The organism is Vibrio sp. 10N.261.52.C2 (genome assembly GCF_041471425.1).
Taxonomy (GTDB): Bacteria; Pseudomonadota; Gammaproteobacteria; order Enterobacterales; family Vibrionaceae; genus Vibrio; species Vibrio crassostreae_C.
Genome location: NZ_JBFROH010000007.1, coordinates 64,915 through 87,141 on the forward strand (window position 1 = coordinate 64,915; position 22,227 = coordinate 87,141).

At 44.3% G+C, this 22,227-nt stretch carries 18 protein-coding genes and 1 pseudogene; 12 read left to right on the plus strand and 7 right to left on the minus strand.

Annotated elements, in window-relative coordinates; all coding sequences use genetic code 11:
• Positions 1-22 precede the first annotated feature (22 nt).
• The 3 genes from AB4307_RS01505 to AB4307_RS01515 form a co-directional block, all read right to left on the minus strand.
• Positions 23-2,200, minus strand: a complete 2,178-nt coding sequence (locus AB4307_RS01505) for a TRAP transporter permease (RefSeq protein ID WP_171732689.1) — start codon at positions 2,198-2,200, stop codon at positions 23-25.
• Positions 2,201-2,413: 213 nt separating this feature from the next.
• The gene (locus AB4307_RS01510; RefSeq protein ID WP_372130890.1) at positions 2,414-3,427 is read right to left on the minus strand and encodes a TAXI family TRAP transporter solute-binding subunit; all 1,014 of its coding nucleotides are present in this window, start codon (positions 3,425-3,427) and stop codon (positions 2,414-2,416) included.
• A gap of 317 nt (positions 3,428-3,744) precedes the next feature.
• Complete coding sequence (locus tag AB4307_RS01515) at positions 3,745-5,085, minus strand: sigma-54-dependent transcriptional regulator (protein WP_102321268.1); 1,341 nt, start codon at positions 5,083-5,085, stop codon at positions 3,745-3,747.
• A 230-nt stretch (positions 5,086-5,315) separates the two neighbouring features.
• Between AB4307_RS01515 and AB4307_RS01520 the strand changes: the two genes are divergently transcribed.
• Together AB4307_RS01520 and AB4307_RS01525 are read left to right on the plus strand one after the other, a co-directional pair.
• Positions 5,316-7,379: a sensor histidine kinase gene (locus tag AB4307_RS01520; RefSeq protein ID WP_372130892.1), complete on the plus strand. Its 2,064-nt coding sequence runs from the start codon at positions 5,316-5,318 to the stop codon at positions 7,377-7,379.
• 112 nt (positions 7,380-7,491) lie between these two features.
• Entirely contained in the window at positions 7,492-7,656 is a 165-nt protein-coding gene (locus AB4307_RS01525) for a hypothetical protein (protein ID WP_016785428.1), read from the plus strand.
• A gap of 20 nt (positions 7,657-7,676) precedes the next feature.
• Here AB4307_RS01525 and AB4307_RS01530 read toward each other — a convergent pair whose 3' ends face one another.
• Positions 7,677-8,210, minus strand: a complete 534-nt coding sequence (locus AB4307_RS01530; RefSeq protein ID WP_016785429.1) for an AAA family ATPase — start codon at positions 8,208-8,210, stop codon at positions 7,677-7,679.
• A 53-nt stretch (positions 8,211-8,263) separates the two neighbouring features.
• Positions 8,264-8,801 (minus strand): annotated as a pseudogene (locus AB4307_RS01535) (hydrolase).
• Positions 8,802-8,991: 190 nt separating this feature from the next.
• On the opposite strand from AB4307_RS01535, the gene AB4307_RS01540 reads away from it, so the two are divergent.
• The 7 genes from AB4307_RS01540 to AB4307_RS01570 all read left to right on the plus strand — a co-directional run bounded on the left by AB4307_RS01540 (position 8,992) and on the right by AB4307_RS01570 (position 16,086).
• Positions 8,992-9,561: a porin family protein gene (locus tag AB4307_RS01540; RefSeq protein ID WP_372130894.1), complete on the plus strand. Its 570-nt coding sequence runs from the start codon at positions 8,992-8,994 to the stop codon at positions 9,559-9,561.
• Positions 9,562-9,794: 233 nt separating this feature from the next.
• Positions 9,795-11,417 (plus strand): phosphoethanolamine transferase, encoded by a 1,623-nt coding sequence (locus tag AB4307_RS01545; protein ID WP_372130896.1) that lies wholly within the window; start codon positions 9,795-9,797, stop codon positions 11,415-11,417.
• A gap of 326 nt (positions 11,418-11,743) precedes the next feature.
• The gene (locus AB4307_RS01550) at positions 11,744-12,679 is read left to right on the plus strand and encodes a CorA family divalent cation transporter (RefSeq protein ID WP_372130898.1); all 936 of its coding nucleotides are present in this window, start codon (positions 11,744-11,746) and stop codon (positions 12,677-12,679) included.
• Entirely contained in the window at positions 12,679-13,254 is a 576-nt protein-coding gene (locus tag AB4307_RS01555; protein ID WP_017062014.1) for a mechanosensitive ion channel family protein, read from the plus strand. Before AB4307_RS01550 ends, AB4307_RS01555 begins: the two co-directional genes overlap by 1 nt.
• Positions 13,255-13,522: 268 nt before the next feature.
• Positions 13,523-14,350, plus strand: coding sequence for a GNAT family N-acetyltransferase (locus AB4307_RS01560; RefSeq protein ID WP_065584472.1), 828 nt, complete (start codon positions 13,523-13,525; stop codon positions 14,348-14,350).
• A 152-nt stretch (positions 14,351-14,502) separates the two neighbouring features.
• Complete coding sequence (locus tag AB4307_RS01565) at positions 14,503-15,342, plus strand: helix-turn-helix domain-containing protein (protein WP_017062012.1); 840 nt, start codon at positions 14,503-14,505, stop codon at positions 15,340-15,342.
• A 111-nt stretch (positions 15,343-15,453) separates the two neighbouring features.
• A complete protein-coding gene (locus AB4307_RS01570; RefSeq protein ID WP_017061192.1) occupies positions 15,454-16,086 on the plus strand; it encodes an esterase/lipase family protein in 633 nt (210 codons plus the stop codon).
• A gap of 127 nt (positions 16,087-16,213) precedes the next feature.
• On the opposite strand, the gene AB4307_RS01575 is transcribed toward AB4307_RS01570, so the two are convergent.
• Positions 16,214-17,188 carry an arginine deiminase-related protein gene (locus tag AB4307_RS01575; protein WP_017061193.1) on the minus strand — a complete coding sequence of 325 codons (975 nt, stop codon included), beginning with the start codon at positions 17,186-17,188 and terminating at the stop codon, positions 16,214-16,216.
• Positions 17,189-17,774: 586 nt separating this feature from the next.
• Here AB4307_RS01575 and AB4307_RS01580 point away from each other — a divergent pair.
• Positions 17,775-19,625 carry an ABC transporter ATP-binding protein gene (locus tag AB4307_RS01580; protein ID WP_102398384.1) on the plus strand — a complete coding sequence of 617 codons (1,851 nt, stop codon included), beginning with the start codon at positions 17,775-17,777 and terminating at the stop codon, positions 19,623-19,625.
• Positions 19,626-19,911: 286 nt separating this feature from the next.
• On the plus strand, positions 19,912-20,616 hold the full coding sequence (locus AB4307_RS01585; protein WP_102398383.1) for a DUF445 domain-containing protein: 705 nt from the start codon (positions 19,912-19,914) through the stop codon (positions 20,614-20,616).
• 110 nt (positions 20,617-20,726) lie between these two features.
• Here AB4307_RS01585 and AB4307_RS01590 read toward each other — a convergent pair whose 3' ends face one another.
• Positions 20,727-21,215 carry an Lrp/AsnC family transcriptional regulator gene (locus AB4307_RS01590; protein WP_004732526.1) on the minus strand — a complete coding sequence of 163 codons (489 nt, stop codon included), beginning with the start codon at positions 21,213-21,215 and terminating at the stop codon, positions 20,727-20,729.
• 278 nt (positions 21,216-21,493) lie between these two features.
• Here AB4307_RS01590 and AB4307_RS01595 point away from each other — a divergent pair, with 278 nt between their 5' ends.
• A complete protein-coding gene (locus AB4307_RS01595; RefSeq protein WP_019823299.1) occupies positions 21,494-21,664 on the plus strand; it encodes a hypothetical protein in 171 nt (56 codons plus the stop codon).
• Positions 21,665-22,227: the final 563 nt, after the last annotated feature.

The window sequence follows — 22,227 nt, forward strand, 5'->3', positions numbered from 1 at the left end:
TTCCTACATTCAATCCTTTTAATTATAGGGAAGACGCGACAGTGTTAGACCCGGTTTGAGGTAACTTTTTTTCCTCACTTTCTGATTCCATTTTCACTTGATTAGCATCGTATTTACGACCGCTGTAGATAAAGATGCCAACAAAAATGGCAACACATACCAAACGGATCACGACTGAAACATCAGGCCATACTAGAGCTATACCTACCGCAACCAACACTACTCTAGTAATAATATTAACTTCGCTCTCTAGATAACCTTCAATCGCCGCGATAAACGCGTAAGTACCAATAACAGCAAAGCCACCCGTGACTAACACGGAGATCACATCCCAACTTACCAAGTTAGTGTAGGCAATCAACAATGGTACTAAATACAAGCCTTTGGCTATCTTCCATGCCATTAATCCCGTTCTCATCGGGGGTGTTTTAGCAATGGTTGCAGCCGCAAATGCAGTTAAACAAACAGGCGGAGTCACGTTGCTGTCTTGCGATAGCCAGAAAATGATCAAGTGGGCAGAAAGCAGTGCAAGGCTGATCGCTTCTAAGCCAAGGCTCTGTTCAAGCAGAGTTTCCACAAAATCAGCAGGGACTAACGCAATCATCTCTTTGGCTGTTTCAAGTGCCATTGGCGCGTTCAGCAAATCAAGCTTATCTGGCGCAGCCAACATGAAGATAGCTTTCGCCTGTTCCGGTAACTGTCCCGAAACCAACAGGTCGAGCAACTGACTTTCAGCAATCAGTTTATACAAAGCTGGTGCAGACAGAGTACCCAACACGATATAAGCCGCGGTTACTGGTAACCCCATGCCCAGAATCAAAGACGCCAGTGCAATTAAGGCGATCATCACCAACAAATCGCCGTTCGCCCAGCTGTTGATCATCAACGAGAAGGTGTTACCAATACCAGTCGTGCTGATCACGTTGATCACCAGACCAATGCCCACTAGCAACACAGCCGTGGTCGCCATGTTTTTTGCGCCTTGAGAAAGCGCTTCGATGATCGCCTTTGGACCCATTTTGTGATTTTTAGAGAACCATGAAGCCACCACGACAGACAGAATCGAGATGCCCGCAGCGTAAGTCGGCGTAAAGCCCTTCACCAACAGAGTCACTAACACCGCTAATGGGATCAGGTTGTGCCAACCCGACAGCAATACTTTCAATAGAGGCTCACAGCCAGAAGTCACCTTTTGCACACCACTGCGTTTTGCTTCGATGCGCACGAAGAATGCCACAGACAAAAAGTAGATAAGCGCAGGAACGAAGGAAACCGCAATAATATCGACATAAGGAATTTGCGTGTAAGAGGCCATGATGAACGCGCCCGCACCCATAACAGGTGGCATCAGCTGCCCGCCAGTAGATGCAGCCGCTTCAACACCTGCCGCGAAGCGCGAAGGGAAACCTGCCTTTTGCATCAAGGGAATACTGATCACGCCCGTCGATACTGTGTTTGCTACGCTCGACCCGGAGACTGAGCCCATCAAGCCGGAGCCGATAACGGCAATGAAACCAGGGCCACCAATCACTTTGCCCGCCGCGGCACGAGATACATCAATAATGTAGTCGCCGACACCAGATCGAACTAAAAATGCGCCAAATAAGATGAACATGAACACGAAGGTCCAACTGATTCTTGAGATCGAACCAAACATCCCTTCTGATGAATAAAAGCTTCGATAAAGTAACGTCTCAAGGCTTAAACCCGGAAAATGAAAAATACCGCTTGTCCATTGTCCCCAAAGCACTACATAACTTAAACACACTAAGATAAGCACTGGAATGAACCAGCCCATAGTGCGTCTAATCAGCTCAATGACGATGGCAATCGCCAAGATAGAGAAAAACCAATCACTGGCGATAAATTTTACGCCTCGGTCATACAACGCATCTTCTGCAAAGGGGATGTAGATAAGACAAGCCAGAGCCGCCAAGGCAATTCCGATATCGACCGCCAGCGCTATCTTGCTCTTTTTCAGTGAGATATGAGCGGGATACCAAAGCGCGCAAATGATTGCGAAACCAGCGAAATGCGTCGCCGAAATCCAAAGCTCTGGCAAGGTAGATAAGGTATTAAACCAAATATGTAGGAGGGAGAGTATCACTCCCATTGTCGTTATTGCTTTGCCTACCCAAGGGAAATCTGTTCGGGTAGGCAATTCGAATTTTTTCAGTTCCTGCTGCAGCGAATCGCTCATAGAAAACTCCTGCTCTCCACAGCCAAACGCGCAGAGAAAATCCATAAAGTAGGGTGGTGCGTTTTCACTTCAAATAATCGAACGAATCGGAGACGGTCAAATCAAACAAAGCAACCGAAACATATGAAAACGCACCAAGCAATTAATTAACGCGAATATTCAGTTCACGCCAAATAGCGAGTTAAAGATAAATGGCTAATCGAAGACAAAGGGTTAGTCGACGATCAACTCAGAAGGGATTTCTATACCCACATCTTTATAGTAACGAGCAGCACCTGGGTGAAGCGGAACAGGAAGGCCTGCGATCCCTTTCTCAAGTGCCATTGCTTTGGTTGCTTTGTGGATACCTTGTAGGAAAGGTAGGTTTTCATAGATAGCTTTGGTCAGTTGATACACATCGTCTTCAGAAATGTCTTCACGAACCGCTAGGAAGTTAGGTTGGGCAATCGTAGTAATTGGTTTATCGACACCTGGATAAGTGTTTGCTGGGATCTCATACTTGGTCCAAATATTGTAATCACCATTCGCTTGTTTGATTTGTGCATCGGTAAACGACAAGATTTGAATATCTTCACCCAGTGCTGCAAAGGCTTGCGTCACCGCACCAACAGGAACACCAGCAGGCGTGTTCATACCATCAATTGTGCCATTTTGTAATGCGCTCGCACTGCCACCATAACCCATAAAGGCGAGTTTAAATTGTTCTGGGTCCACGGATAAGCCTTGCATGATTTGACGACCTGAGTTTTCAGTCCCAGAGTTCTTCTTACCGATAGAGAATTTCTTACCGTTTAGGTTCTCTAGATCGCTTACCGTACCTGTTTTTGCTAGATCTGAACGCACAATAAAGTGTTCTACGTTTTGCCATAACATGGAAACTGAACGCAGTTGAGTTTGTCTGCCAGATTTCTCATATGGCCCTAAACCCTGCCAAGCCCAAGCACCATACAAACCTTGTAGAATAGCGAACTGAGCTTCGTTCTCGTTCAACAACTTTACGTTCTCACCCGAGCCCGCAGAGCTGATAGCCGCTAAAGAAAAATGCTGCTTAGGCGCAAGCTTAACTTTACTCAATGTCGCTAAGGCCACACCCACTGGATAATAGGTACCACCCGTTGAAGCCGTCGCTAAAATATAGCTGCGATCTTCTTCAGCTGACGCATTACTGATAAGGCCAAGAGAAGCCATTGCTAGCGCTAAAGTTTTAACCAGCTTGTTGTATTTCATTGTTACTCTCCATGTAGGGTTATTCACGTTATATTTTTGTTAACAACAATAGATAGCAAGCGTAATGCCAGTTTTTAACTATTTGTTTTAATTTACTTTTATTTTAAAACCTATTCAAAATAAGCCGTTTTTTGCTTATTCCCCTGTTATTAAGTAAGCCATTTTTGGCTTATCGGCTACCGGAATTAACACCTGTAGATCGGGAAGCAAGTCACACTATGTTGCAGTTGTGTGATCAATGTATGTAAATTGATAAATATGCAATGAGCCATTTATTGCTCATTAAAAATCAACAAGCACTGCGATGAAGCCGCTCTCTAAGGGTCAACATAGTCACTTCGATTTAACCCATAACGCACCATCTTTTGGTTCAATGTTCGACGAGGTAAATCCAAATCTTGCATCACGTCATTGATACGCCCTTTATAACGAACTAAGGCATCATGAATCACTTTCCTTTCAAAGCTCTGTACTTGAACCGCCAAAGGGATGCCCGCCGTTGTGGACTCTGTGACAGAATTGGGACGACACGCCAAAATATCCCCAACGGTCAAGCTTTCATCCAATGCAAAACGAATCGCAACATTACGCAGTTCACGCACATTGCCCGGCCACGCATACGAGAGCAGTGCATAGCGATCAGCCTCACTGGCTATACGTGTTTCGGAATTGGCTTCTTGGGTGAAGTGTTCAAACAAAAGTAAGGCATCTTCTTCACGCTCACTGAGTGGAGGCAAATGCAGCTGGGCAACATTCAAACGATAGAATAGATCTTGGCGAAAGTCGGGGTGATTCAGTAGATCGCTTTTCGAGGCAGAGACCACTCGTAGATCAACATGTTGTTGCTGATTCCCCCCCACGCGTTCGACGACATTATCTTGCAAGGTACGCAGCACTTTTACCTGCATCGACAGCGGCATACTCTCTATTTCATCAAGGAACACTGTGCCTTTGTCGGCAAATTCCAGCTTACCAATGCGTCGTTTGGCCGCACCAGTAAACGCTCCGGCTTCGTGTCCAAACAGCTCGCTTTCAAAGAGATTTTCTGGGATTGCGCCACAGTTGAGCGGAACAAACGGATGGGTTTTACGTTGGCTGAATTCATGTAAGCAAGAGGCGACCAGCTCTTTACCACAACCCGTTTCACCATAGATGATCACGTTGGTGTCTATGGAAGCGACTTTCTGGATTTGCTCGCGCAGTTCACACATCACTTTACTGCGACCGATCAGCACCTGTTCAATGCCCTTAAGGTTATCCAGATAGTTCTGACGACTGTTTCTGTCTTGGCCACTTTGATGTTTATCTACCGCTTCCGATACCGTTTGAGACAGACGCTCTGGGTCGAATGGCTTCTCAATGAAGTCATAGGCACCTTGCTGTAAGGCTTTCACCGCCATATCGACATCACCATGCCCAGTAATCAAAATAACAGGCACATCTGGCACAAGACCTTTGAAACGCCCTAGCAGATCAACACCATCAATATCAGGTAAACGAACATCGGTGATAATGGTTTGAAAATCACCCTGCTCTACGGCGTTTAACGCATCTTGTCCTACTTCAAATGCGGTGACATCGAAGCCCGCCAGCTGCAACCATTGGCTGGTTGCTTGACGCACAATCGCGTCATCTTCAATTAAAGCAATACGCTGCATAGTTTGGTTCCGCCACTCTACATCTGATTAATATCGTCCACGGTATGTAAAAAAACCTCAGACGAAAAGGAGCTAGCTCCCACTTTGAATAACACTCCTTTAACAGTTTAATAATGTTTGTTAGCTTCGATTTGTCTCACACTCCACCTTCCAAGCAATAAAACAGTGAAGCTTCGTATCTCATTAACTTGAATAGGTAAATCACTAATTTTAAAAGGATTTAATCAAGCATGGTTAACAACAATCGATATTGGTTATTCCTATGTGCCTGTTTATTGATTGGATTGGTGCAGGTTACCACCAAGAATGGCATCAGCCAGTGGAAACTCGAGCAAGCCCAACGCTACGCCGAACAACGCTTCCTTGGTTACATTGCAGAAGCGAGGCGAACCCTTAAGCGTTTCTATTATCTGCCCTACCTGGTAACCAATGATGAAACCACGGTTCGTTTTATCGATGGTGAAGACCGCCTTGAAAAACGCATCAAGAAACAGCTGATTCAATTGGATAAAGCCGCCAATACCAAGGGCTGGTATCTGCTTTCTGGCGAAGGGGACTTGTTGGTATCGAGTGTTGAAAGAAGCAAACTGAGCAATAAGAACGCCAGTACAATTGTTTCGAAGATCCACCAACAAGGTGGTGCGATTTCAGTGGTGACAAAAAACAAAGGCGTGACACCCGATTACTTCATAGCGGCACCCGTATATCGAGCCTCTGATGTGGTTGGCATTGTCGCGGTGCAAATCGATTTGTCATTGTTAACCGATCAATGGTTTGCCGATGGTGAGGCGATACTGTTTCAGAACCCTCGCGATCAGTTCTTTCTCTCCAGTGACAACAGGTTGAGTGCCGATTGGTTCAATGACACCTTCAATTCTCAGCCCACAGCGACAAAACGTGAGCTGTATGACCAAACCCATATTCGCGTGTGGCGATTGCAAGATAAAGATTACCTAATTCAGTCCATCAAGTTAGACGATCTGAATTGGCGTTTAACCTACCTAACGCCATTAACCAGCCTCAACCAGACCACGAACTGGATCAGCTGGAGTGTGGCGGTTGGCTGTCTTTTCATTCTGTTACTGTTGGTTATTCTTTACCAAAGACGCCAGAAAAAGCTCAGCAATCTGAGAATCCAAAAGCTTATCGAAGAGTCTGAGAAACGACTGTCTGGGATGATCAATAAAACCCATGTTGGGTTAATACTGATCGATAAACACGGACGCATTCACGATATCAACCTGATGGCGAAGAACTACTTTTCACTATCTGATTCAATGATCAATAACATCAAGGCGTGGCAGTTATTTGAGGCAGGTAATCCGAATTCAACCACCTTGCAACTGCTCAAAAACTTAGAGCAGCATCAAGAGCTGGCCGAGATAACTAGCGTCGAAACCATGGCAAGACGCAGCGATGGCAGCTACTTCCCTGTTTTATTCTCTATTAGCGCCTTTCCTTGGCATGCGACGACTTACTACCTGTGTACCGTAATCGATATCAGCAAACGTAAGAAAGCCGAAATTGCGGTGCAAAACGCCAATAAAACGCTACAACTGCGGGTCGAAGAGCGAACTCAAGATCTAAAAGATGCGCAGCAAGAACTTGTCGAATCTAGCAAACTGGCTGCACTAGGGCGGATGTCGAGTGCGATTACTCATGAACTCAATCAGCCGCTTACTGGCCTAAAAACGCTACTTTCAAGTAACCAGCTATTGATGGAAAGAGGCGAGACCAAGATGTTGAAAGCGAACATGGACTTAGTCATGAGCCTGATCGACAGAATGGCTAACATGACCAGCCAATTGAAGTCGTTCGCCTTCCAAAGACTTGAAAAGCCTTACCCAGTTTCACTGACAGACGCACTGCAAGAAACCCTGCGAATTCATCAAGCCGAACTGGAAAACGTCGATATTCGCGTGCGTGTCGCTTCCAATATTTCGATGGTAATGGGAGAAGAGGCGCGACTTCGTCAAGTGCTTGGTAACCTGCTTAGAAACGCTGTCGATGCCACGCAGAATCAGAAACCAGCAACCATTGTGATCAGCGCTCATACCGAGCAACAACGCGTGATCATCAAGGTTCAAGATAACGGTTGTGGTGTGTCTGAAGATCAACTCGAAACCATTTTCGAACCATTTCATACCAACAAAAAGATGGGCGAAGGCTTGGGGCTCGGGTTAGCTATTACAGCCAACAATGTACGGGATATGCAAGGCACCTTGATAGCAAAGAACAACCCAGACCAAGGCATGACATTCACATTAACGCTGAAGAATATAGATAGTGAGTAGTTACTAATAAGACTCAAAAATTACGATAATTGACTCGTATATATTTTAGCTTATTAAGAGAGTACATCTTGGTAGGTATTCGTGTCTGACGCATGAACCGGTTGAGCAAACAGTGACTAAAGTATCAACGAAACAATCAAGCAAGAACCTAGACATCAACCGCACTCTGTTCAAAGGGCAAGACGTTGAAACCGCAGCCAGCTGGCTACATAACACCAGACAAATCATTGCTGTCGGTATCGGTGGCGGTTCGACAATCGCCTCTCAAGAGCCGTAACACCGACTGTTTCGATTAATCTAACCAACCGAGGCTAAGATAAACTCGACTCGTACCTCAACAGATAGCTTAGGCACTTCCACCAGCTGATAACCAAACTGATTATAGGCTGTCACCATCTTTTCATAGGTGGCGATCGCTTCATCAAAATCTTGCTTGCGCTCTTGGTCATTGATGAAAATCGAATCCCATGGCGGGAAGATAAATACCTTGCTGTTGTATTCCAGTTCATTACAGTTATTCAGCAAAGACTCTGAAATAGGCAACGTTTCTAACAAGCTGTAACCGTATGAATCTACGATGCTTCTATCAAAGAAAACGAGTTGCTCACTTTCCTCAAACGCTTGGTAATTCGCTAACTCCTCTCGCACCATTTCGTCACGAAAAGTCACTTTATCTAACCACGGCAAGGCTCTACCTTGTTGCTCGACTTGTTGCTGAATCACTTTACGTCCAACTTCTGGTGCGCAGCGATAGCCCAGACTTTTCAAAGCATCGATGACTGAGGTTTTTCCAGATCCCGGCCCTCCGGTAAATACGATTAGATTGTTCAAATAAACCTCTTCAAAATGGAAAGTTAACGAATCGGACCTAAACGAAACCCAAGTTAACGAATCAAGGATAGAATGAGCTTAAATTCTGGTGCGCGGCAATCTTTCACTAGCTCGTATAAGCTCATTTCTAATCCCGTAATTTGGACACCAGCGTCCTGTAATCGGCTGATAGCCAACTTCTTATTCAATGCTGTCCGTGAACCAATACAGTCGCCAACTACCTGAACCCTGTACCCAAGCTCCAACAAACCCAATGCGGTTTGATAAACACAAATATGAGCCTCAATCCCACACCAACCAAGTCTCTACATCCTTGGTTTGAACCGCCTCAACAAACTTGGGCTCATCACACGCGTTAAACGTGAATTTAGGTATTGGTTTAGCATCACTCAAAAGGTCATTGAGTTCATCAACCGTCGCACCTAGCTTCTCTGGATTCTGCTCCAAACGAATAATTGGCAGACCCAAAACCTGTGCGCCCTTAATCAACTTTCCACAGTTAGAAATAAGTGTCTCACTCTCATCAACAAGGCGTGCAAGCTTACCTTGCACGTCCACAACCACCAAACATGTATTTTGTTTCATTAGCATGTGTATTCCTTGTTTTTGGCAGCCTAACTCACTAAGCAACCGGATGAGCATTTTATCTACTATGTAACGATTTAGCTTACAAAGCCATACAGTAATACGTATAAGACTACGGAATAATGCTCACCAACGGTCGAAAGGCCGACAACAAAAATAATTGATACTGCATGACATTAAAGAGTGAGTAAGAACAATGAACAAATTCGCGAAATCAGCATTAGCACTGGGTTTAATCGGCGCGGTTTCTCTTCCTGCATTAGCAGCAGGCACTGACGGTGGTGCGTACATCGGTGGCGGTCTTGGTGTGTACCAAGATTCTGATACAGACGGTCAAGGCAACCTAGACTCAGACGGCATGGGTTACAACCTATACGGCGGCTACCAGTTCAACCGTATCGTAGGTGCTGAGCTTGGCTACAACGACTACGCAGACTACAAAAAAGGTACAGAAAAAATGTCTCCAACGTCTGTTTCTGTATCAGCAAACCTAGGTTACACGTTCGACAACACGATTCGTCCGTTCGTATTGGCTGGTTTAAGCTCTGTTGACCTACACGCAAATAAGAGCGCTGGTTACGATGATGACAGCGGTACCGGTTTCCACTTTGGTGTTGGTGTTGAATACACGCCAATCGAACATCTAACACTACGCCTAATCTCACAAGCAGACGCAGTGAGTGTTGAGAACGACTACGGCTTTAAGAAAGAAGACAAAACACTTGCCTTCAACAGCATTAGCTTCGGTGGTTCTTACAACTTCTAATGTGATTGAACCACATAGAATAAGCTGAACATACTAATTCACTTTGCTGTTCCACCTTGTCATGAAGGTCACTCAGTAAAGTGAATTTTTTGTTTCTACACGCACTATCGCGTCATTTCACTTTAGCCGGTTTATCGCTCACCATTACTTACTGAGCTTTATGCGTTGATATTAGAGCTTTCTTGGTAGCGAGACTAAAATAAAGGGATAAGAGACGCAGGAAAACAAGACCTATGAATCTACCAAGCTTTAACATGTCGATAAACAAGCTGCCTTTTGTGTTGGCCGTGTATTATCTGCTTGTCGTCAATCTACCTCTCTCCCAAGAACTGTTTAGTATTGTTCAGGCATCGAAGTCTGAAAGCGTTGCGTTTCTTATCTCCATTCCTATCTTCTTCCTTGCTGCCTTTAATTTAATCTTCCAAGTCTTCAACTGGCCTATTTTCTCTAAGCCGTTTTTCATCTTATTGCTGATCACCTCAACCTTAGTCAGCTACAGCATGTTCAATTACGGCATATTCGTCGACTACGGCATGATAGAGAATGTGTTTGAGACCAATAGCGGTGAAGCAGCCAGCTATATCAGTGGTCACTCGATCTTATGGCTACTGGCTATGGGTGGTATTCCATCTCTCATCCTGTTGTTTACCAAACTTGAAAAAGAGTCTTGGAAGGATTTCTTTGTCTGGAAATCGATTGGCTTGCTCTCTTCCTTGATCGTCATTGCGATTATCGCCGGGCTTTTCTACAAAGATTACGTATCGATTGGTCGCAATAACTCGCACATCAAAAAGATGATCATTCCGACCGAGTATGTAGCATCAACAGTCAAATACATCAATAACACCTACATCAAACAGCCCATCCCCTATCAAGAATTGGGATTAGATGCTCAACTCAAGCCACAAGCAAAAGCGGCAACCAAACCGACCTTATTGGTGTTTGTGCTTGGCGAAACCGCTCGCGTGTATAACTACCAATATTATGGCTATGAGAGAGAAACCAACGCTCATACCAAGCCTTATAACCCGATATTTTTCTCTGATGTTCAGTCGTGCGGTACAGCCACCGCAGTTTCAGTACCCTGCATGTTCTCGAACATGAATCGCAGCAACTATGATCGCGACAAAGCCTACAACCAAGATAACGTGGTCGACATTATGAACCGCGCGGGCATTCACTCTATTTGGAGAGAACATGATGGTGGGGATAAGGCGGTCGCACATCGAATCAAAGAGATGACGCTCATCGCCAAAGACAGCGACCCATTGTGTAATAACGACGTATGCTACGACACAGCGATGCTAGAGAACTTCGAACAAGATACGCAAGATCTCAAGCAAGATAGCATCATTTTCTACCATATTTCTGGTTCTCATGGCCCGACTTACTTTGAACGCTATCCAGAAGAACATAAGAAATTCACCCCAGACTGCGCTCGTGCAGATATCGAAAACTGCACCAAAGAGCAAGTGGTTAACACCTACGACAACACCATCTTGTATACGGATTTCTTTCTCTCACAGGCTATGCAAAAACTAGAGAAACTCACCGATAAGTACAACGTGGCGCTGATGTACATTTCCGATCATGGTGAATCTTTAGGGGAAAACGGCGTCTACTTGCACGGTATGCCTTATTCATTGGCACCGAAAGAGCAAACCCATGTGCCTATGATCATGTGGATGTCTGATGGCTTCGCCGAGCAGAAAGGGATAAACCAAACCTGCTTAAGAAAGGCGGGGAAAGAGCAGAGCTTTTCTCACGATAACCTGTTCGACTCCTTGCTTGGCCTAATGGACGTGCAAACCAAAGAATACCGAGAGAACCAAGACATTTTTGCTTCTTGTCGCTAGTGCTTTTGCTTATGTAAACCATCGGAAAACTCGAGTTGCCTGAGCAAGCTCTCCGCAACCTCCCCTAAAAAGAAAAGACCTCGGTCTTTTCTTTTTTTCGTCGCTAACATGGAGCCAGAGTGCTAATTTATAACGACGAAACAATGAGCTACATTTAATAGAGACAATAATGGAAGAGTCCGTCGTACTCCAAAGACCAACATGTCTTATTAGACTTCATCTCACTCACATCGCTCATTGAACTTACCACGATTAAGCTCAGTTCAATACCGCGCCTGAATGGCGCCTAATATCAATGTTTACGTCATATCATTAAGGACAAATGAATGGACGCTTTCATAATTTCAAGCTGGCAATTTTCTGAGGGGGTGGCACATGAACACACCACCAGCCCAGCCTCATTCGAGCAATCAACTTGGTATCACTGCCAAAGAGATGCTGACGGTTTGAGAGAATGGCTCCACAGTAATACGGTTCCAAATGCCATCATCGATTCATTACTCACCGATGACACCCGCCCTCGGTTCGAACAATTTGGCCACGACTGTTTTTTGATGATTCTGCGAGGCATTAATCTAAACGAAGGTGCTAACCCTGACGACATGCTTAGCCTACGCATCTTATGGTACAAAGGCACTTTAATATCGACACGTAAAGTTCCTTCAAAAGCGGTCAGTAATCTGATATCTGATCTCAAACAAAACCAAGGCCCTACATCATTACCTGATGTGTTGTTGGGCATGATCCGTGGAATCAACCACAGTATTTCAACCTTCCTAGCACCCGTCGAACTATTAATTGACGAGTTAGAATCTACATCCAATATCGACATAAGATCCTTTAACGCTCTACATTCAAGGCTACTCAGACTGAGGCGTTATTTGAAGCCACAGAAATACGTTTTTGAAGATTTAATGAGTGACCTACCTGCGCCATTGAGTAAGCACAACAGTCATATAAAGAACAGCCTTGATACCATCCTGAGAATTAACGAGTCTGTTGAGTTTTACATCGAACAAATTAATGTATTTTTAGCGAGCCTAAGTCAGCAACAAGCTGAAAAAATGAATAGAAATACGTACCTATTTTCTATCATTGCAGGTATTTTCCTCCCTGCTGGGTTTTTCACCGGTTTACTGGGTGTCAATATCGCTGGGATACCCGGAACAGATAACCCGATAGCATTTCCACTATTTTGCGTTGGGCTGCTCGTGGTCATAGCGGCAGAGGTCGTTATTTTGAAAAAATTGAGGTTTATTTAATGGTTGAGTTTTTGCAATCCAATATGTGGCTTAGACAAGTAGTTTTAGGTTTACTTCTTATCACTGTGTATTGGGTGATCAAACGCTTAGGTAAGAACTGGATAGAAACATTAGCGGAAAATAAGCGTGTCGAATTGAAGCGAAAGCAGTTCGTGATTAAGTGTTTCAATATTGTTCTGTTTCTACTCTTCATCGCTGTGTTTACGATTGTTCTTAACTTGGGTTTTGGTGATATTTCTCTGTTCTTGTCTTCGATATTTGCGGTGCTGGGTGTCGCTTTATTCGCGCAATGGTCGATTCTAAGTAACCTCACAGCCAGCGTACTAATATTTTTCGTCTTCCCTTATCGCATTGGCGACAGAGTAAGAGTCGCGGAGAAAGACGAAGACATCAGCGGTGTGATCATCGATATCACCATGTTCCATGTTATTCTTCGACACAGTTCGGGCAACATTATCACCTACCCTAATAACCTGATCCTACAAAAAGGCGTGATAAAGGTATTAGTTGATCCTGAGTTAAAGAGTGAAACTGTCGATACAAAACTCATCAAAGCTGAAGACTCAGATAAGTAATGCGCCCTCTGTTGAACTTCCACATCAATAAGTTCAACAGAGGGTAAGATATCTTGCCCTCTTTCAATTAACATAAGCTCTCCTGTTAATACTTACACGCCTTTCAAAACTGTCGTTTTTATTCAATATCAATCTAGAGTACTCACCTACAATTGCTGCTATTGAAACGTGGCTTGGCTAATCAATTTATCTCATCGTCCGTTGACGCACCTGAGAACAAGATGACAACCACGCACTCTACCGAATCGAAACAACAGGAATTAACGCGATGTTAGACATCAAAAAAATCTCAGTACTTAGCGACTTAAGCGAACTTAAAACGGCTTACTTTGCTGAATCTACAGCTCCACTCGATGGCATGTGGCATTTTGGCTTTGTACCTATGTCTGACCATTACGGCTTTTACGAAGATGACAAACTTGTGGGGTATTGCGTATTGAACGGAGAAGGTTACTTACTTCAATTCTACCTAGCACCAACAGCCAACACCAATATAGAAGACTTGTTTACCTTAATCGTAGAAAACAACAGCTCTGTGATTGGTGAAGTGAAAGGCGCATTCGTAAGCACGGCAGAACCACAATACTTGTCACTATGCATGGATAACACCCATTCATTTAAGGTGAACTCCTTGATGTATTGCCAAGACCAAGAAGCTAACTCTAGTCGTAATTCAGGTCGTATTGAAGACATCGAGATGACTCTCGCGACGCAAGAACAACTCGATCAATTAGTCGAATTTGCTTCATCAACGATTGGTGCGCCAAAAGAGTGGTTAACCGGCTACTACGGCAATTTGATTGCCCGCCAAGAGTTATGGGGCTACTGGGAAAATGGCAGCGTTCTCGCAGCCGGTGAGTGCCGTAAGTTCGATGAGCATCAAACACAGTTTGCCGACCTGGGTATGATTGTCGCTCAACAAGAACGCGGTAAAGGCTTAGCGACGCGTGTTCTTAACTTTCTAAAGCAGCACGCTAACCAGCAAGATTTGGAAGTTATCTGTTCAACAGAAAATAGCAATATTGGCGCGCAAAAAGCTATCACACGCGCTGGGTTGTCATCAAAGCATCGCATCTTACAGTTTGATTTTCGCTAGTTGAAAACTCAGCTTTACCTCGCACTGAGCATGCGCACTCAGTGTGAAGTGAAGCTAAGATGCCAAGCGCAAGCACTTAGTATGGATAAAACTGTCACAGACAACGATATCCACATATAGTGGTAAAGTACTCATCAGAAATAGAAGTTCGAATGATCAATTGGTTACAGTCGCCAAAATCCCCTGAAATCGCTCAGTTCATTGATTGCTACTGGCTTATCGAGAAAACGCCCGATGCCCAAACTCATCAGTTTCCGATACTCAACCCTGACCCTTCAGCGCATTTAATCCTGTCCCCCTGCGATCAGCCGTATCACTACACAATAGAGCAGCAAGTCGAGCAAGGGGTTGGCAGCCACCTGTTGCTGCCCCATCACAAAGCCATTGAACTTGATCACTCGAAGCCGTTTATTCACTTGGGCATCAAGTTCCACGTTGGTGCTTTGTATTCGTTAGTCACCCCTGATTGCCCGCACCCAAGCCTAGATCGCGTCAATACCATCGACCTTGCAGATTTACTAAACAACTCTGATGTCGATACGATGTCACTGATTAAGCTTGCTCAAACCGACTTTGAAGCTTGTTGCCAGAAGCTGGATGATTTACTACTTCCATGGTTATCGACCGGTAAAACAGATAGACACAGTGAAATCACTCACAAAGTGTTGGGTGTACTTGATTCGACGCCGATTGCAGAGCTTAGCGACAAGCTGTTTTGCTCGCAAAGAACATTAGAGAGAAGCTTCAACAAGGTAACAGGGCTGACATTAAAACAGTGCCAATCGATGAACAAACTCGAAGCTATGTTGGAATACTTGTATAAGAGAAATTTGGATGACATCGACTGGATGGACGTCGCCTTTCAATTTGGGTTTAGTGACCAACCGCACCTAATTCGTTACCTCAAGAAAACCATTGGCCTAACACCCAATACCTATGCCAAACAAGGGGGATTAACTATAGACGTTTATGGCGGGGTCAGGTCAGAATAACGAACTGCCACTACGACACTCTCTGTCTATTGTGTCCCATTCACAGCAAGTTTTGTTGAGTTTAGAATTGCGACTCCATATACTGAAAACATCATCAGACGGAGGACAAAAATGAATAATAAAAACAAACATATAGTTTTAATTCATGGTCTATATATGCCTGCGTTGATCATGCTATATCTGGATAGAAACTTCAAAAAACGCGGCTTTACAACGCACAAGTTTGCCTACAACTCGCTGCGTTTCCCTTCTGCAGCCAAACGCCTCAATCGCTTCGTAAATGCTCGCTTTAATGAGTACGATGAGGTCTATTTCTTTGGTCACTCACTCGGTGGCTTGCTGATTCGCCACTACTTTAAGTTCTACCAACCCGACTTTGCAGACACCTGCATTATTACCGCAGGTACGCCGCACAATGGGGCAACCATAGCCAAAACGCTTTCGAATCATGGTCTTGGATTTATATTTGGTTCGAGCAAAATGATCTTAAGTGATGGCTTGGGTGACTACGATATTGATGTGCCGATTGGCGTGATTACAGGCACCTACGACGCCGGAGTTGGACGTATTGTACTGGGGAAAAACCCGGGCGATGGCACAGTCACACTCGAAGACGCCAACCTGAGAGGAGCAACGGATACTTACGCCCTCAAACTCAACCACACGGCGCTTGTCTACTCCAAAGAAGTCGTAACACTGTCGGCTCAGTTCATCGAACACAGAGCTTTTAAGGACGCTTCATAGCTTATTTCCATTAGCTTTTGCGCGTTGACTCCTGTATCGAGCTCTGTTCTCTTATATGTGAAAGACAAAAATACCACTCTGCGATAAGAGTGGTATTCAAAGATTCATTACTGAAAGTGAGTGCTTGTTACAGACGATTTACTCGCGTTGGTAAAAACACCTCACCCAACATGCATCGCACCGAACCACCGCCAATGTCTTCAATCGTTTTCACGTTAAATGGCAGCAGTTTTCCATGCGTCGAAAGCTGAGCTAACTGGGCTGGAGAAAACGCATCGTAAGCCGATTGAGACATCGCGATCACCTTGTCGCCATTCACGGTTTCAAGCTGCAGGATGTTGCCACAGAAACGGTTCATCTGATCAATTGAGATAGAGATAACCTGCTTATCTTTAGCAAGCGACTTCACCACAAAGCGGCGCTCAAACTCTGGGATCACTTCATCACAGATCACGCAGAAATTATCACCAATCGCCATCATCACATTGGTGTGGTAGATCGGCTGACCAGACGGCAGTGCTGTTTGGAATGACACCACGCGAGAATAACCAATGCGCTTCGCATAATCTTCTAACACTTCGCGGTCACAACGCTGAGAAAGCGCAGCGTAGATGGTCTTGTTGATATGGTCGATCACCATCACGCCCGTGCTCTCTAGATAAGAACCTTGCGCGATGTAAGACTCTAGAGACTCGCTATGGTTAACAATGCGACCCGACGCTTCTAACGCTTCAATAAGAGCATTTGGCTTAACTTCATTCTGACGGTTTTCACACGCCATAGGGAACGTGAATAAGCTTCCATCACTACAGGTACTGAACCAGTTGTTTGGGAAAACAGCATCCGGAGTTTCAACGCCCAATTCTGGGTAATCAAACTCTACAACTTGCACACCTTCTTTACGCAACGAAGCGACCATAGCTTTAAATTCGGCCATCGTTTCTACTTTCACCTCAGCTTCGGTCAGATTAACTCTGTGCTGAAATTCGTTATCACGTGCTGTTTCTTCGTTAAATTTAAACTCTTTTGGTGGCACCATAACAACGCAATTGGCGTTTTGAACATTAGTGATATGAAGTGATTTTTTGTGTAGGTTTAACATTTCAACCGTCCCTATCTTTTATTTACTTCAGAATTGTAAACAACTTGTTACAACAAGATTCACTGAAAAGAATATTGATTTGAATATTTATCCCAAACAATTACTGCAGATCTTAGATTAATCGGTAATTTTTACTGCAAGATAACAGCACATCAGAAAGAACCAACTGTATGCATATTCGTTAAGTCACTTTATGGATAAATATTCTGATTCCATTTTCTCGCCCATCACGAGTTTTGATTACAATTCAATCCATTTAACGTTAGGATTATCACCGTTGCATAACAATCAATTACGTTTGAAATAAGCTTAACTTTTCCTGTCTAATTCAATCTAAAATACGCGTCATGAAAGACACTCTTTGGACCTTTCCTGTATCGCTTAGACAAAGTTTTAGTGTTTTAAAGCCAAGTGCCTAAATAGGCGCTAGAACAAAATCCATCGAATGACTTAATGCTGATAAGAACCCATGGGCGCTTATATAATTTCAAACTAAGGCAGTTAAATTTCGAATCAAGACCATAAAAACAAAGCTGCACCAACGATGCAGTCGCTTATAGATGCACTAGTTTATAAAGGGAAATCTATGTACAAGAAATTTGAAGGCTTTACTGAAGCCTTTCCAAAGGGAGAGCCGATACAACCTCCTACTGGCATACTGGCATTCTGCCGCCATTACACTCGAGGTTTCGAAAAACCATTGATTTTGCTCGGGTTGATGAGCATGACCATCGCGATCATCGAAGTCGCGCTGTTCGGTTACATGGGGCAATTGGTCGACTGGCTATCAACAAGCAACCCAGACACTTTCTTAGCAGACAACGAATCGACATTGATGGGGCTCGGTATTCTGCTGTTGGTTGTGATGCCAATCTTGATCAGTGTTTACTCGCTATTGCTTCACCAAACTTTGCTGGGCAACTACCCAATGTCGATTCGTTGGTTAGCACACCGCTACCTTTTGAAGCAAAGCCTGTCCTTCTATCAAGATGACTTCGCCGGACGTGTCGCGACTAAAGTGATGCAAACCTCGCTCGCGGTGCGTGAGACCGTGACCAAAATGGTCGATGTGTTTGTCTACGTAACGGTTTACTTCACGGCGATGCTGTTCATGCTTGCTGAATCAGATTGGCGCTTGATGGCCCCGATGCTGATTTGGCTCTTCGTTTACATCGGTATTCAACTGCACTTCGTGCCAAAGCTAAAAGACGTTTCTTCAGAGCAAGCGGATGCTCGTTCATTGATGACGGGTCGTATTGTTGATAGCTACACCAACATCGCCACCGTGAAATTGTTCTCACACAGTAAAAGAGAAACCGAATACGCAGAAGAAGGCATGGAAGGCTTTTTAGATACGGTTCATCGCCAAATGCGCTTGGTTACTGGCTTCAACATCTGCGTTGAGTTCGCTAACTATCTATTGGTGTTCAGCATTGCGGGTATCTCTATCTACCTATGGTTAGACAACGCGATCACCGTGGGTGCAATCGCGATTGCGGTCAGCTTGGCTCTGCGTATTAACGGCATGTCGAAATGGATCATGTGGGAAATCGGTGGTCTGTTTGAAAACCTAGGTACCGTGATTGATGGCATTAAAACTCTGTCTAAGCCTATCGCTATCGAAGACAAGAAAGGCGCGAAGCCTCTGGACGTTCCACAAGGCGGTATCCACTTCGACAACGTGAGCTTTAACTACGGTGAGAATAAGGGGGTGATTAACAACCTCAACCTCAACATCAAACCGGGTGAAAAAGTGGGCTTAGTTGGCCGTTCGGGTGCAGGTAAGTCGACCCTAGTTAACTTACTGCTGCGTTTCCACGATGTAGAAAGTGGCCGCATCCTGATTGATGACCAAGAGATCTCGAGCGTTACTCAAGATTCCCTGCGTAGCAACATTGGTATGGTGACTCAAGATACCTCACTGCTGCACCGTTCGATCAAAGACAACATTCTTTACGGTCGACCAGAGGCATCAGACGAAGAAGTATACGCGGCGACTAAACAGGCGCACGCTCATGAGTTTATCGAAACGCTAACCGACCCGTTTGGCAACGTTGGTTACGATGCTCAAGTGGGTGAACGTGGCGTCAAGCTTTCTGGTGGTCAGCGTCAACGTGTCGCTATCTCGCGTGTTCTTTTGAAAAATGCTCCCTTACTTGTTCTCGATGAAGCCACTTCTGCACTCGATTCTGAGGTAGAAGCCGCGATTCAAGAGAGCTTGATTGAGCTAATGGAAGGCAAAACGGTTATTGCGATTGCACACCGCCTGTCGACCATTGCTGCGATGGATCGCCTGATCGTGCTTGATGCCGGCAATATCGTAGAAGAAGGCACGCACCAAGAGCTGATTAACCAGAATGGTATTTATGCGCAGCTATGGAATCACCAGACTGGTGGCTTCATTGCCGATGATCTTGAGCAAGCTACGAACGCTTAAATTTTGTGCTATTTTAAAAGTGCGATGTGATTCACACCAATTTGTTAATTAACGGTAAATTACATATAGCAGAATGTTATGTTGTAATTATATAATGACATTAACACCAAAGACGCCTCGCTTGCGCGTTCTGGAATAAGGCTAGACTTCGGGGGGAGGCTAGCCTTTTTTATGCCTGCTATTTGGTGCTCTTTGCTACCTGCCAAATAAACTTCATCGATCCTTTTGTTTTTTTCTTGGCGTTTTTTTCTTAAAATGCGCGCAATATTCTTTCTAGAGATCAACCATGAACAAAAGTGTCTTAACTAACGTTATTGCGTTAGCACTGCTTGCTGGCGGCTATGCGACAGCAAACCAATACTTGCTTTACGCAGGCCTATTCGCCTTTTCTGGTGCCATCACCAACTGGCTTGCGATTCACATGTTGTTCGAGAAAGTACCCGGCCTATACGGTTCTGGCGTTATTCCAGCGCGCTTTGAAGAGTTCAAGGCAGCCATCAAGCAACTGATGATGGAGCAATTCTTTACAGAAAGTAACATCGACCGCTTCCTAAGCAGCGAGATGACAGGAAAGTCGCTCAATCTAGAGCCTGTGATTCAGAAGATCGACTTTAACCCTGCATTCGACTCACTGGTGCATGTTATCGAGAACTCTCAGTTTGGCGGTATGTTAGCGATGGTTGGTGGCACAGAAGCACTAGAGCCAATGAAAGCGCCATTTGTTGAGAAGATGCAAGAATCTGTGATTGAAATCAGCAAGAGTGATTCTGTAAAAAATGCCATCAAAGACGAGCTAGAATCGCCTGCGATGATGGATGAAATTAAAGAGAACATTGAGGCGATCATCGATCAGCGCTTGAATGAACTAACACCTAAACTGGTTAAAGAGATGGTTCAGACCATGATCAAGAAACACCTTGGCTGGCTTGTGGTTTGGGGCGGTGTATTCGGTGGTGTGATTGGCTTAATCTCTGCGGCCATTACGCTGTAAGCCGAACAAGTTTACCGGATTGCTCTTTATCTGACGCTCAACAAAAAATGGAAGCTTATTAGCTTCCATTTTTTATATCTAAATCACCTTGGTAAGGCGAAAGCAGGCCACTATTTTAGAGTTGCCAACAACTCAGGGTTCACGCCGAAGCCCTTTTTATGCTCTTCAATCACCACTTCACTGCGTGTCTGAATCACACCAGGTAGAGTACCCAACTTCGTTGCCATAAACGCTTGGTACGCCTTCATGTCTTTTACTCGAACCTTGATCATGGTGTCAAAGTCACCCGACAGTGAGTAGCACTCTTCCACCTCAGGCATCATTTCCACGGCTTGGGCAAATTTGTCGAAGATCGAAAAGCTAGTCTGATCGAGACGGATATGGATAAAGACTTGAACATCGAGTCCCAGCTTTTCTGAACAAAGCTCAGCATGATAGCCCGTGATGTAGCCCTCTTTCTCCAATCGCTTGAGTCTATCAGAGCAAGGTGACGTCGTAAGGTTGACCTGTTTTGCCAGTTCAACAACAGGTAAACGCCCTTTCATATGCAGAATTCTTAGTATCTCTTTATCGATACGATCGAGCTGATGCTGAGACATAACATTCCTTAAACATTCTAAATTCCGCTCAGTATATTCCATACCAAGTGCAATCGAAGAAAACCTCGCTCACACATTTAAAAACTAAATGCACGGATGATATTCACGCCAGATATAAACACATACAAATAGATAAGAACCCTTATAAATCAAACTCTGGTTATTAACAAATTATTATAGAAATGACCCGATTAACAAATAAGTTGAGCCGGAAACGAAAGAAAGGATATAGGCCAAAGTGAATAATATAATTATCAAAGAGAAAGGATGACTCTATTATGAAAACGCAAGAACTCGCATATAAACCTTACGGTATTGGTTCATGGACACACGTAACGGTATCAAAAGATGTTGCTCAGGCACTAGCAAATGAGTACTCAAACTACGGTTGGGATGTGAAAATTGATGGCGACGCCATTGATGCAGAGCTAGCACTCAAAGCCGCATAGAAACGCAAAAACCTCCTAAAACGGAGGTTTTTTGATCTAAGTTAGTGAGCGCTTACTGTAAGTTAAGCTAAACCAACTTGGGGAACAGTACTTCCTGTTTCGCAACGGCAGTTACACGTGCGGCAGAAGTGCTGAGTTTCCATATCGTAGTACAGGTTTCCACTAAATAGTTTTGACGTCCATTGCATCATACGGCCAGAAGCTGTCTCGGGCTCTGATTCACAACGTTTCATTATAGACTTATGTAGTGTTGTTTTTTTACATCCTTTGCAATAGAGATCTGGCATACCTTTGTCCTATAGGTCTTTAGTGGTTACTGACAATTGACACATCATGTCCAATTCAGTTCAACAATTCACCGAGCTAATCACAAAAGTGAGCGCTAAGTTCAAAAAATAGCCATTTTTCTGTTTTATTTTTTGACGTCAAACGCCATTAATATGATTGATCTTTCATTTACCGATCCAGATCCTACGCTTTCAATTTACATTGTAAACCCCCTTAAAACCGACTCCTCAACGCGATCTTCCATCAAATACACCAACAAAAAAACGGCACTCCCA

Excerpts from the sequence above, each read along its gene's own strand:
- AB4307_RS01570 (WP_017061192.1), top strand. The coding sequence starts at position 15,454 with ATGAATAATAAAAACAAACATATAGTTTTAATTCATGGTCTATATATG.
- AB4307_RS01550 (WP_372130898.1), top strand. The coding sequence starts at position 11,744 with ATGGACGCTTTCATAATTTCAAGCTGGCAATTTTCTGAGGGGGTGGCA.
- AB4307_RS01580 (WP_102398384.1), top strand. The coding sequence starts at position 17,775 with ATGTACAAGAAATTTGAAGGCTTTACTGAAGCCTTTCCAAAGGGAGAG.
- AB4307_RS01555 (WP_017062014.1), top strand. The coding sequence starts at position 12,679 with ATGGTTGAGTTTTTGCAATCCAATATGTGGCTTAGACAAGTAGTTTTA.
- AB4307_RS01510 (WP_372130890.1), bottom strand. The coding sequence starts at position 3,427 with ATGAAATACAACAAGCTGGTTAAAACTTTAGCGCTAGCAATGGCTTCT.
- AB4307_RS01545 (WP_372130896.1), top strand. The coding sequence starts at position 9,795 with ATGAATCTACCAAGCTTTAACATGTCGATAAACAAGCTGCCTTTTGTG.
- AB4307_RS01505 (WP_171732689.1), bottom strand. The coding sequence starts at position 2,200 with ATGAGCGATTCGCTGCAGCAGGAACTGAAAAAATTCGAATTGCCTACC.
- AB4307_RS01540 (WP_372130894.1), top strand. The coding sequence starts at position 8,992 with ATGAACAAATTCGCGAAATCAGCATTAGCACTGGGTTTAATCGGCGCG.
- AB4307_RS01565 (WP_017062012.1), top strand. The coding sequence starts at position 14,503 with ATGATCAATTGGTTACAGTCGCCAAAATCCCCTGAAATCGCTCAGTTC.
- AB4307_RS01560 (WP_065584472.1), top strand. The coding sequence starts at position 13,523 with ATGTTAGACATCAAAAAAATCTCAGTACTTAGCGACTTAAGCGAACTT.
- AB4307_RS01590 (WP_004732526.1), bottom strand. The coding sequence starts at position 21,215 with ATGTCTCAGCATCAGCTCGATCGTATCGATAAAGAGATACTAAGAATT.
- AB4307_RS01520 (WP_372130892.1), top strand. The coding sequence starts at position 5,316 with ATGGTTAACAACAATCGATATTGGTTATTCCTATGTGCCTGTTTATTG.
- AB4307_RS01595 (WP_019823299.1), top strand. The coding sequence starts at position 21,494 with ATGAAAACGCAAGAACTCGCATATAAACCTTACGGTATTGGTTCATGG.
- AB4307_RS01575 (WP_017061193.1), bottom strand. The coding sequence starts at position 17,188 with ATGTTAAACCTACACAAAAAATCACTTCATATCACTAATGTTCAAAAC.
- AB4307_RS01585 (WP_102398383.1), top strand. The coding sequence starts at position 19,912 with ATGAACAAAAGTGTCTTAACTAACGTTATTGCGTTAGCACTGCTTGCT.
- AB4307_RS01515 (WP_102321268.1), bottom strand. The coding sequence starts at position 5,085 with ATGCAGCGTATTGCTTTAATTGAAGATGACGCGATTGTGCGTCAAGCA.